12 protein-coding genes are annotated in these 11,032 nt (G+C 29.1%); 6 read left to right on the top strand and 6 right to left on the bottom strand.

Going from position 1 to position 11,032, the window contains the following annotated elements:
- Positions 1-346 (top strand): hypothetical protein (locus HMPREF3045_RS01435; protein ID WP_143269974.1); only part of this gene is annotated, 346 nt, incomplete at its 5' end.
- A 27-nt stretch (positions 347-373) separates the two neighbouring features.
- Positions 374-1,060: a ferric reductase-like transmembrane domain-containing protein gene (locus tag HMPREF3045_RS01430; RefSeq protein WP_070736837.1), complete on the top strand. Its 687-nt coding sequence runs from the start codon at positions 374-376 to the stop codon at positions 1,058-1,060.
- A 56-nt stretch (positions 1,061-1,116) separates the two neighbouring features.
- Here the strand turns inward: HMPREF3045_RS01430 and HMPREF3045_RS01425 are convergent, their stop codons facing one another.
- From HMPREF3045_RS01425 to HMPREF3045_RS01400, 6 genes are all read right to left on the bottom strand, one after another.
- Positions 1,117-2,106 (bottom strand): hypothetical protein, encoded by a 990-nt coding sequence (locus HMPREF3045_RS01425; protein ID WP_070736836.1) that lies wholly within the window; start codon positions 2,104-2,106, stop codon positions 1,117-1,119.
- Positions 2,103-2,609: a sigma-70 family RNA polymerase sigma factor gene (locus HMPREF3045_RS01420; protein WP_070736835.1), complete on the bottom strand. Its 507-nt coding sequence runs from the start codon at positions 2,607-2,609 to the stop codon at positions 2,103-2,105. Before HMPREF3045_RS01420 ends, HMPREF3045_RS01425 begins: the two co-directional genes overlap by 4 nt.
- A 127-nt stretch (positions 2,610-2,736) precedes the next feature.
- Complete coding sequence (locus HMPREF3045_RS01415) at positions 2,737-3,735, bottom strand: ABC transporter substrate-binding protein (RefSeq protein WP_070736834.1); 999 nt, start codon at positions 3,733-3,735, stop codon at positions 2,737-2,739.
- A complete protein-coding gene (locus HMPREF3045_RS01410) occupies positions 3,725-4,411 on the bottom strand; it encodes an ABC transporter ATP-binding protein (RefSeq protein WP_070736833.1) in 687 nt (228 codons plus the stop codon). Before HMPREF3045_RS01410 ends, HMPREF3045_RS01415 begins: the two co-directional genes overlap by 11 nt.
- A complete protein-coding gene (locus HMPREF3045_RS01405; RefSeq protein ID WP_070736832.1) occupies positions 4,389-5,165 on the bottom strand; it encodes an ABC transporter permease in 777 nt (258 codons plus the stop codon). Before HMPREF3045_RS01405 ends, HMPREF3045_RS01410 begins: the two co-directional genes overlap by 23 nt.
- 201 nt (positions 5,166-5,366) lie before the next feature.
- A complete protein-coding gene (locus HMPREF3045_RS01400; protein ID WP_070736831.1) occupies positions 5,367-6,596 on the bottom strand; it encodes a hypothetical protein in 1,230 nt (409 codons plus the stop codon).
- Between the two features lie 192 nt (positions 6,597-6,788).
- Between HMPREF3045_RS01400 and glpX the strand changes: the two genes are divergently transcribed.
- The 4 genes from glpX (at position 6,789) to HMPREF3045_RS01375 (ending at position 11,023) form a co-directional block, all read left to right on the top strand.
- Positions 6,789-7,751 carry a class II fructose-bisphosphatase gene (gene glpX / locus HMPREF3045_RS01395; protein WP_070641879.1) on the top strand — a complete coding sequence of 321 codons (963 nt, stop codon included), beginning with the start codon at positions 6,789-6,791 and terminating at the stop codon, positions 7,749-7,751.
- Between the two features lie 561 nt (positions 7,752-8,312).
- Positions 8,313-8,636 (top strand): V-type ATP synthase subunit H, encoded by a 324-nt coding sequence (locus tag HMPREF3045_RS01385; protein WP_070641884.1) that lies wholly within the window; start codon positions 8,313-8,315, stop codon positions 8,634-8,636.
- A complete protein-coding gene (locus HMPREF3045_RS01380; RefSeq protein WP_070736829.1) occupies positions 8,623-10,563 on the top strand; it encodes a V-type ATP synthase subunit I in 1,941 nt (646 codons plus the stop codon). Before HMPREF3045_RS01385 ends, HMPREF3045_RS01380 begins: the two co-directional genes overlap by 14 nt.
- The gene (locus HMPREF3045_RS01375; protein WP_004839566.1) at positions 10,556-11,023 is read left to right on the top strand and encodes a V-type ATP synthase subunit K; all 468 of its coding nucleotides are present in this window, start codon (positions 10,556-10,558) and stop codon (positions 11,021-11,023) included. Before HMPREF3045_RS01380 ends, HMPREF3045_RS01375 begins: the two co-directional genes overlap by 8 nt.
- Positions 11,024-11,032: the final 9 nt, after the last annotated feature.

Here is an 11,032-nt window from a genome sequence, read left to right as displayed (position 1 = left end):
AGCTTACGTGATGGTAATAGTGAAAAAAGCTGTTAAAAAAGAAAATAGTCAAGATAAATCTTCTAGCAAAAAGGCTATAAAGAAAAAGGAAAATTCTAAAAATAAAATAGAGGAGAAACCTTCTTTAAAACCTTCTGTAAATGAGAAAAAATATCCTGATAAAAATGAATCGAATAAAGATTCTGGTAATAAAGAGTTAGAAAAAACTGAAAAAGAAAATAGTGAAAGCGAAAAAGATTCTCTCAAAATTCAAAGCACAAAAAACTCTCAATTGCCCCCTTTAGAAAAAAATAAAGAGGAAATTATCATTGATGAAAGTAAAAATCCTATTCAAAAGGAACAATAAGCTTATGAAAATAGAAAGGAGAATAAGATGACTTTAATTACTGGAATTTTGTTTACTATAATTTTTTATAGTTTAACTAAGGATTTGATTAAAAAATATCCTGTCATATTTTATCTAGGAATATATGCTTGGACAGGATTTGTAGTTTATTATTATAATATGGGCTTTGATAGAAATTTTCCTACTTGGTTTAATGAATATTTTATGAAGATATTTTCAAGAGGAATATTTGCTACAGCTTCATTTATGATAGTAATGTTTTTAGGAACTATTACAAAACATAATGATTTTTCAAAAAAATTGATGGCAATTCGTGGAGAAATGTCTATAATGGCAAGCTTATTAGTTTTTAGCCACAATATAATATTTGGCTTGCGTTATTTCCCAATTCTTTTTACAAATCCTAGCTCTATGCCTCAAAGACAATTAATAGCATCAATAATAACAATATTTTTATTGTTGATGCTGATTCCTCTTTTTGTAACTTCTTTTAAGACAATACGTCGCAAAATGAAAGCTAAAAGTTGGAAAAATTTGCAAAAAATGGCATATCCATTTTTCATAGGAATATATATCCACGTAATGGTTTTATATTCAGCTAATTGGAAAGAAAATATGGTAGGAGTGGTTATATATACGCTTATATATTTGGCTTATATAATCCTAAGATTAAGAAAAAGAAATATAAAAATGCAAAAATCATTGGCAAAATAAAGTTAAAAATCCTCAAAATGAATTTAATTTCATTTGAGGATTTTTTTGTCCTTATTTTATTTGGCACTTAATGAAAATTCTGCAAATTTTTCAAAGTTTCCATCACTTTCTTTTCCAGAATTTTCATTAATTTTTGAACGACTTAGGGTAAAATTAAATTTTCTTCCGTCTTTTATTTCATCTAGGCTTAGGTCTGAGAAATAATTGTTGAAAATAAAGGTAGTTGAGTTTTCATCTGCAACTCTTTCATCTAGAGAAATTTTATTTCCTTTTTCGTCAACTCCTTTTAATTCATAAACATAGGCTTGATCAAGATTTTTTATTGTTGCTGTAAGAGTCATTGGATTTATTTTCATTAATGAGATTGTGGCGTTTGTTCCTTTTATTTTTAAATTTTCAGCGAAAATTTTGTTGTCTTCGTTTATTGTATTCATTGGAGATTCTATTGAAATTATTTGGCTTTTATTTGCGTCTGCAAAATATAAATCTACGCTAGCCTTATCTTTTTTTGGAAAAGATTTGTCAAAATTTATCATAAGATTTTCTGATGATGTTTTTTTGTCTTCTAACAAGCCTTCGCCTCCTGATGAGCCAATAGCTTTATAAGTTTTTCCATCAACAACCACCTTATACAAATATGAATTGTTTTTTGTATTTTCCTCTAAATTTTCTCCATTTCTTAGGGTATTTATAAATATTTTATTATCTTCAAAGGCTATATTTCCGATTACAAATGAATCTTCTCCAACTGTTACTGGTTTATTAATTTCTGCCATATATTTGTAGGAATCAGGACTTGCACCAAAGGCTTCCATCATAGTTACTTTTATGTCTGTTGTAAATTTTGAAACTTCGGCTTTTACAATTGGAATATTAAGTCCAGCTACTAGGATTAATGCAGCTGCTATTGGTAAAAATTTTTTTGATTTTTTATTTTTTTTGTAGGATTTTGCAGTTTTTATTAATTTTTCTTTTTCAAAGTCGTCTAATTCGATTTTTTCAATTTCAAAATCCATATCATTTATTTTGTCATAGATATTTTTCATAATTTGCTCCTTAAAGTTTTTTTGGCACGGCTTACTTTGTTGTAGAGTCTGTCTTTTGGAATTTTTGTGATTTTTTCTAAATCATCGTAGGAATAGCCTTCTATAAATAATTTTTTGAAAATCTCCCTGTCTTTTTTTGACAACATTTCAAGAATTTTTTCGCTTTCATCATAATTTTCTAAATTTTTATCATAAATAAAACCGGAAACATCATCAAGGTCAAGGCAGTCGTGTTTTGCTTCTTTTCTAATTGCGTCAATTGCCTTGTATTTGGCAACTCCTGCGCACCGATTTTTAAAAGATGACCTAGTAGGATCATAAGAATTTATATTATCCCAAATTCCAAGGAGAGCATCGTTTAAAATTTCGTCTAAAATATTTTTCCTATTTCCTATAGTTTTTACAATAACTCCTTTTAATATAGGCCCATAAAGGTTAATGAATTCAATCAAATATTTTTCATCTTTGTTCTTAATTCCTTTTATTAAATTTTTATCATCCATTATTTCCTCCTTTGCCTATATATTCGTATAAAGTTGAGCAAATCTATCCTTACTTTAAATTATATCTTTAATTTTTTATAAAAAAACCACCTCGATTTTTTCGAGATGGTTTATAGGTTTTAAAATTTTATTTAAATAAAAGATTAATATCAAAATCTTTTTCTATCATTTTATTGTCTAGCATAAATTTTTTGGTTCTTTCAAAGCCTTCTTTGTCTTTATCTGTAATTTTTGTTGAAAAATCATACATTGGATACATATAATCGTAGGCTTTATCGTCAAGGTCTAATTCTTTTTTTACAATTTCTTTTGTTTGGTCTTTATTTTTTTCCATAAATTCTGCTATTTCTTTTTGGGCATCATTTATTGCTTTTATTACATCTGGATGTTCTTTGGCAAATTTTTCTGAGCTTGCTACGCAAATTATAGCGTCAATTAAATCTTCGCCGTTTGTAATTTCATAAAGTCCTGCTTCTTTTGCCTTATAAGCTGCAGGTCCTCCCAAAAGTGCTACGTCTAAATTTCCTGAATCAAGGGCCGCTGCTGCATCAGGAATTGACATATTTGAAAATTCTACGTCTTTTTCAGTCAAATTTTCTTTTTCTAAATATGCTAGAAGTTCTTGGTGTAAGTTTGTTCCTGCAGGTCCTCCGATTTTTTTGCCCTTTAAATCTGATGGATTTTTTATTGAATCATCTTTGGCAAAAAGTGAAAATGCCTTTGGTGCTTTTGAATACATATTTAAAACTTTCAAATCTTGACCATTTGCCTTTGCAAGAATTGCAGAAGAACCGCCAAGTCCATAAAGCAAATCAACATCTCCGCTTGCAAGAGCAGCCGTTTGGTCTGCACCGCTTGTGATTTCCTTGTAATTAATTTTTACATTTGGAAGATGTTTTGCAAAAATTTCCTTATTTTTTTCGATAATTGATGGAACATTTAAAGGCGATGTTACATAAGTCACATTTAATTCATCAATTGACAATTTTTCCTTGCTATTTGAGGAAGGATTTGACATATTAGCATTTGAAATATTTTCATTTGATGCGTTGTCTTTGTTTGAGCATGATGTAATTGCAAAAACTAAGGCAAAAATTGATAAAATTTTTAAAAATTTATTTTTCATTTTCTTCTCCTATTATTTTTTTAAAATTTTCCCTCAAAATTTCCTTGGAGATTTTTTTATCTTCAAGATTAAAATCAGAAACTATTTTTCCCCTTTTCATTACTATAATTCTTTGGCCCAAATTGAGAGCTTCTTCAAGGTCGTGGCTTACAAATAAAAATCCAGAATTTTTGATTTTCATATAAGAAATTAATTCTTTTTCAAGCCTTTCTTTGCTAATCTCATCAACAGATGCAAAAGGCTCATCCAAAAGCATAAAATTATTTGGAAAAATAAGAGCGCGAGCAAGGGAAACTCTTGCTTTCATACCACCAGAAAGCTGAGAAGGGTAGGCGTTTTCAAAACCCTCAAGCCCAATTATCTTAATCCATTTTTTGCAAAGATTTTCGTTTTGATTTGAAAATAAAATATTTTCTTTGACATTTAGCCATGGCAAAAGTCTTGGATTTTGAAAAACTATGGAAGTTTTTATATCATTTTTAATAATTTTTCCAGAGTCAATTTCCAAAAGTCCGCCAATAGCCTTGATTAAAGTTGATTTTCCACAACCAGATGGGCCTATTAGGATATTTCTTTTTTGGGGATCTAAAGTTAAATTTATTTTATCCAAAGCCTTTATATTTTTATCGTCGATATTATAAGTTTTACAAAGGTCAATTAGACTTATACCATTCATTTTTAAGATCTCCCTTCAAAAAAAAGCTTGCAAATTTAACAAAAATTTTGTCAGAAATCATTCCAACAAAGCCGATTAGAAAAATTCCCACAAGAACTTTATCAGTTCTAGACATAAGCCTTGAAAAATTTATAAGATAACCAAGGCCCTTTGATGCGGCTATCATTTCCGCTGCAATAATTGACCTGTAAGCATAGCCAAGACCAATTCTTGCGCCAACAAAAATATCTTTCAAACTTGATGGCAGGATAATTTTTTTAAAAATTTCCCTGTTGTTATAAGAAAAAGCACGAGCCATTTCGATTAAATCAGGCTCTGCTACCATAAAACCCTTTTGAATATTTAAAAAAATAGGAAAAAATGACGCCAAAAAAACTATGGCGATTTTGCTAATTTCTCCAATTCCAAGCCACAAAATCAAGAGGGGAACAAGACCAAGAGGCGGAATACTTTTAAAAAAATTCAAAATATTTGAAAAATATGGGTAGATTTTAGGTTTTAAATAAAAAATCAAAGCCAAAAAAAAGCTTACAAGAAAAGCCAAAAAATATCCAACAAATACTCTAAAAAGGCTTGCAAAAAGATTAGAAAAAATCGAACCATCAACAAGCATAGCACAAAAAGTTTCAAAAACCTTAAAAGGCCCAGGCAAATAAATCGGCGAAAAAATTCCGATTTTATAAATAAATTGCCAAAAAAACAAAATAAGTATAAGTATTGAAAGATTTTTAAAATTAAAGTTAAATTTTTTCATAGAAACCCCCCTAATATTCTACCAGAAAATGAGAAAGTTTATCAATGATTATTTGGGAAAAAATTGTAAGAGTATTGATGTTTTTTAAAAATTAATATCATTCATTATCAAAAAAAGTAAAGAAAAAACCCATACCGACTAATAATCGATATGGGTTAAGTTTCATTTAGCTTATTTATGAAAAATTATCATAAAAATCTCTTATTCAAATTTTAAAGAATTTATAATATTTTCATTTAAAAGTTGGGTTTTATTTGTATTTTTTAATGGACCTGCAAGGATAATATTTACAAAATAATCTTTGGTTTCAAAGGCTATTTTTTCTCCTTCTAGTGAAAATTGCTCGGTATAAATTCTTACTTTTGATTTTAAAAACAATTTTTCTTTTACCATTTCTTCTTTTACTTCTCCCATTGGGCTTATAAAAGCTGGTGGAATTTGACTGCCTTGACTTTGGGCAAAAGAATTTTTCAAATCAATTGCCTTATCTTTTTTTATTTTTGAAATTATAATTTGATTTATTGTTTTTCCTGAAACTTGATTTTCATAAACGGTCAAAGCGTCGCTTTCTTGGATATTTTTCATATCTTGAGGAATATTAAAAGAAAAATCTCCCATATCAATTTTTTCTGTTGCGTAAAGATTTATATATTTGTCAAAAGATTTGAATGATTTGGCAACCATATTGAAATCTTCGCTTTCTGGATAGGTTGTCGACAATAAATCTGCCATTATATAAGGAGAGGCTTGGGATTTTTCCTTATCTTCTACAATTTGAAATTGAATAATATTTGTAGGCGTTGCCATAAATATATTTGTGTAAGAAAATTGATTATCTTCAACAATTGAATAATAAGTTTTCTTATAGTCGCTTTCAAGTCCAACAGGTTTTTGAACTACATTTGCATTTTCAATTTCCGAATTATATGTTTCTTTGTCAGAAATTTTATAAAGCTCATTTTTTATTTCGTCTTCTGATTTTTTTCCTTCTTCTAATAATTTTTTTATATTAATTGAAATGTCATAATCATCAGATTTTGGAAAATCAATCACATAGGTATTTTTATTAGAAGTATTAGAATAAACTTTGCACCTGTTTGGTATCCTTATATTAAAAGCTTCCAAGAAAATATTTTTGTCGTAATCAAGATTTTTAAGCTCATCTTTTGTATAAGGCTCATTGGAAGAAGTGGAAATATCATTTGGATAATCTCCCATCATTCTTTCAACGTACAAGGAATTATCTCTTTGAAATCCTTCAATATTTTCGTGCTTATATTCTAATCTTTTCTTTTTTTCTTTTTCGCTTGAAATACTATTTGCTGATATTTTTTCTTTTATTGTGCTGTCATTAGATTTATTTATATCTTCATCGAAATTTATGCAAGATGAAAAAAGTAATATAAATAAAACAATCAAAATTTTTTTCATAAGATCTCCAAATTTTATTTTACCTATTGATTATATCACAAATCCTTAAAAATTAAACAAATAAAAAGATTTTTACGAAAAATTAAAAATTTTAAAAAGGTCTTTAAAAAAGTTCCACTTCTTGGTATGATAAAAATGTAGGAAATTGTTTATTTCCTATTAACTTTAACAAGAGGATTTAAAGGAGAAAAAATGAATAGAGATTTAGGTATCAACTTATGTAGAGTGACAGAGGCAGCAGCTCTTGCAAGCGGAAAATATTTAGGCAAGGGCAAGAAAAACGATTCTGACAATATTGCAGTAGACCAAATGAGAGCAATGTTTAATTATTTGGGAATAAATGGCAGGGTTGTAATCGGAGAAGGAGAAATCGACGAAGCTCCTATGTTATATATAGGTGAAGAAATTGGCGATATGAGCCAAGATGATGTTGTAGATATAGCTGTAGACCCAATAGATGGAACAGCATCTCTTGCAAATGGAACTAGCAATTCAATCTCAGTAATTGCAGTTGCACCACAAGGTTGCTTACTAAATGCTCCAGATGTTTATATGAATAAAATTGCCACAGGAAGCAAGGCAAAAGGCGTAATAGATATAAAAAAATCAACCAAAGAAAATATAGAAAATGTAGCAAAAGCTTTGAACAAAAAAGTTTCGGATATTACAGTTTCAGTTTTGCACAGACCAAGACACGAAAAATTAGTTGAAGAAATAAGAGAAGCAGGAGCTAGAATTTCTATGGTAGAAGACGGCGATGTATTAACAGCCATAGCCACAGAATTATCAGATGGAAAAATTGATTTGATAATGGGAATAGGCGGAGCACCAGAAGGAGTTATAGCAGCCGCAGCCCTTAAATGTTTGGGAGGAGATTTCCAAGGAGTATTTGCCCCATCAGATTCAAAACAAGTAAAAAGATGCCTAAAAATGGGAGTAGATTTCGATAAAGTTTACACAATAGACGATTTGGTAAAAGGCGATGACGTATTATTTGCAGCAACAGGAATAACAGATGGAACTTTCCTAAAAGGCGTATCCTACACAAAAAATAATATGGCAAAAACCCAATCACTACTTCTAAGACTTCCATCAGGAACAATTAGATACATCGATTCTGTCCACAAACTAAATCAAAAACTAGATCAAAAATAAAGACAAAAACAACAAGCTTATAAAAATAAGAAGGATAGATTTTAAAATAAATTGAGATTTCTTGGGGATTATGTAAGTTTTATTTAAAAAAAATAGACTCATAATCCCCAAAAAAATGCACAGAATTTTGGATAAAACAAAATCCTTAATTATTAAATAATTAAAAGCCATAGAAAAATATGTAAAAACAAACAAAGAAAAGTACAGAGCTTTTCTATTATTTTTTATTATATTGAAAATTTTTTTATTAAAAATTTTTGATTTATTAAAAGATTTCATAAAAACTCCTCAAAGTTATTGATAACTGTTATCAATTTTATTATATAAAATCAGAAATTTTTGTCAACAAAGTACATAAAAAAAATAAATTTTTAAAATAGAATAAAAAACAAAGCAAAATTTTATAGAAAATTTTAAATTCAAAAGAATGTATTTAAAAAATTATTTGAAAATAATTATTTAATCTTTTCGAATTTTTCTATAAAAATTGATTAAAATGGGTAATATACATCTATATGGTCAATATGCTATAATTAAACTATATATAGTAGGAGGTGAAGGATGGCAAGCGATGTAATAAATCAAGTTAAAGATGCAGAAATTGCAGCTGACAAACTTGTAGACGATGCCAAAATAAAAGCCAAGGAAATAATTGAATCATCAAAAATCGAAGCAAGCAATTCTTACAAAGAAAAAATCGAAAAGGCAAAAAAAGATGCTAATGATTTAATCGAAAATGCAAAGAAAGAAGCAAGCGAAGAAAAGATTCCACTTATTGACAAGGCAAAAGATGAAAGCAAAGATATTTTAGACCAAGATGAGGGAAAAATTGAAGGGCTTTTAAATCTTTTAACAGAAAGGATTGTAAATAATGGCAATAGTTAAAATGGATAAGTTTAATCTTTTCTCTTTTGAAAATAATAGAAAAAGCCTTCTAGATATTTTACAAAAGTTTAACTATGTTCATTTTAACGATCTTGTGGTCGACGAAAAGGAAGACTACCTCAAAAAGGTATCTAACCAAGATAATCTTACAAGAATTGATGAAAAAAGATCAAAGCTAGAATATGCAATAAATTCTATAGAGAAGTTTTTGGATAAGGAAGAAAAATCTTCCTTAACAAAAAAGGACATGAGTCTTGATAATCTCTACAAAGAAGGCGAAAATTTTAGATTTGATGAAATATATCCTCAACTAAAAGAATACATTGATATAAGGGATAAAAGTCAAGATAAGATTAAAAATTTAAAAGCAGCAAATGAAGAACTAGAAAGCTTTAAGGCTTTGGATTTGGATATAAATTCTATTGAAAACTCACACAGATTTTTCGTAGAAATTGGCTCAATTGCAGATCAGTTTTATAAAGATTTTGACCAAGATTTAGTCAAAAAAGATTTCAAAACTGCCCTAGTTGTAGATCTTTCCAAAAAAGATAGCCTAAATTATCTAATAGCCATATCAAGTCTTGAAGAAGCAAAAGATTTTAGAGAATTTCTAAGAGATCATGGTTTTTCAAAAGCAAATATTAAGACCAAAAAGAAAGTTAGTGAAAAAATAGCTTTAAATCTAGAAGAAATTGAAAATTTAGACAAAAAGCTTAAAGATAGTGAAGAAAAAATTAAGCAAATGAAAATATTTTTGCCAGATTTTTACCTTTACCAAACTTATCTAGAAAATTTAAGAAAAAAAGAAGCAAGTAGCGAATTTTTCATCAAAACAAAAAGAATAGACTTCGTTGAAGGCTATATTCCTCACAATCTAAACGACAAGTTCAAAAAAGATTTGAAGGAAGTTTTGGGAGAAGATTTTGTACTTGATATAAAACAAGCAGACAAAGATGATCCAGATGTTCCTGTAATTCTTGATAACAACAAGCTTATCAAACCTTACGAATCAGTAGTAGAAACCTACTCACTACCAAAATATAACGAAGTTGATCCAACACTTTTGGTTTCAATTTTCTATACAATATTTACAGGTTTTATGCTTGGAGATTTGGGATATGGATTAATACTTTTTATTGGAACAATTTTACTTAGAAAATACAAAGATTTGCCAGAGTCAACTGACAAAATGGCAAGACTTTTTACAAGAGTTGGTCTTTCAGGATGTGTATTTGGACTAATATTCGGTTCATTTTTTGGAGGAATTATTCCACTACCAGGTCTAATTGATACACAAAAAGATTTCAACACCCTAATGGTTATTTCACTTATAATCGGTGGCATATCATTATTTACAGCTTTGGGCGTAAAAGCCTATATGCTAATTCGTGATGGCGATCCACTAGGTGCAGTATTTGATGTATTATTGTGGTATATGGCAGTAGGTGGAGCTATAGCCTTATATTTACTTGATGGATCAGGAAAAAATGTTGCAAAAATAATAATGATTATAGGCATGATAGGCATAGTTCTTACAGGAGGACGTGAAAATAAATCTGTTGGAGGAAAAGTTGCAGGAGGTTTATATTCTTTATATGGTATGAGTTCTTGGATTGGAGATTTTGTATCATTTTTAAGACTTATGGCGCTTGTTCTTTCAGGAGGATTTGTAGCTTATTCAGTAAACTTGATTGTAGGAATGTTGTGGCCAGCGGGAATTTTAGGAAAGATAGGAGCTATTATAGTTTTTGTAATTTTCCAATTATTTAACTTATTCCTATCAACCCTATCAGCATACGTTCACTCCCTAAGACTTGTTTATGTAGAAATGTTTAACAAGTTCTATGAAGGTGGCGGCAAGAAATTTAGACAAATGATAGAAAATAGTAAATTTATAAATATAATCACAGGAGGATACAATGGTTGATTTTTTAGTTGAAAATGGTGGAAAGATAATGGGAGCAGTTGCTGTTGCTATAGCAGTATTCTTATCAGGAATGGGATCTGCCAAAGGAACAGGAATGACAGGAGAAGCAGCTGCAGGCTTAACTGTAGAAGAACCACAAAAATTTGGTAAGGCACTTGTACTACAACTTTTACCAGGTACACAAGGACTTTACGGATTTGTAATAGGATTTATGATTTTAGGAAAATTAGGTGGAGATCTTAATTTCCAACAAGGACTTTATTATATCTTCGCAGCTCTTCCAATTGGAGTAGTAGGATATTTCTCAGCAATAGCTCAAGCAAAAGTAGCAGTATCAGGTATGAATATACTTGCAAAAAACGAAGATAATTTCGTACAAGGAATAGTTTATGCAGTAATGGTTGAGTTATATGCAATCTTAGGATTTGTAATTTCCCTACTTCTAGTAAACAATATATAAGGCTTTATT

The organism is Anaerococcus sp. HMSC075B03 (assembly GCF_001815585.1).
Classification (GTDB): domain Bacteria; phylum Bacillota; class Clostridia; order Tissierellales; family Peptoniphilaceae; genus Anaerococcus; species Anaerococcus vaginalis.
This window is presented reverse-complemented; position numbering and strand designations above follow the sequence as displayed.

Bases quoted from the DNA above. Each gene is read 5' to 3' on its own strand.
- HMPREF3045_RS01430 (WP_070736837.1), top strand. From the start codon at position 374: ATGACTTTAATTACTGGAATTTTGTTTACTATAATTTTTTATAGTTTA.
- HMPREF3045_RS01405 (WP_070736832.1), bottom strand. From the start codon at position 5,165: ATGAAAAAATTTAACTTTAATTTTAAAAATCTTTCAATACTTATACTT.
- HMPREF3045_RS01385 (WP_070641884.1), top strand. From the start codon at position 8,313: ATGGCAAGCGATGTAATAAATCAAGTTAAAGATGCAGAAATTGCAGCT.
- glpX (WP_070641879.1), top strand. From the start codon at position 6,789: ATGAATAGAGATTTAGGTATCAACTTATGTAGAGTGACAGAGGCAGCA.
- HMPREF3045_RS01415 (WP_070736834.1), bottom strand. From the start codon at position 3,735: ATGAAAAATAAATTTTTAAAAATTTTATCAATTTTTGCCTTAGTTTTT.
- HMPREF3045_RS01400 (WP_070736831.1), bottom strand. From the start codon at position 6,596: ATGAAAAAAATTTTGATTGTTTTATTTATATTACTTTTTTCATCTTGC.
- HMPREF3045_RS01420 (WP_070736835.1), bottom strand. From the start codon at position 2,609: ATGGATGATAAAAATTTAATAAAAGGAATTAAGAACAAAGATGAAAAA.
- HMPREF3045_RS01425 (WP_070736836.1), bottom strand. From the start codon at position 2,106: ATGAAAAATATCTATGACAAAATAAATGATATGGATTTTGAAATTGAA.
- HMPREF3045_RS01380 (WP_070736829.1), top strand. From the start codon at position 8,623: ATGGCAATAGTTAAAATGGATAAGTTTAATCTTTTCTCTTTTGAAAAT.
- HMPREF3045_RS01375 (WP_004839566.1), top strand. From the start codon at position 10,556: ATGGTTGATTTTTTAGTTGAAAATGGTGGAAAGATAATGGGAGCAGTT.
- HMPREF3045_RS01410 (WP_070736833.1), bottom strand. From the start codon at position 4,411: ATGAATGGTATAAGTCTAATTGACCTTTGTAAAACTTATAATATCGAC.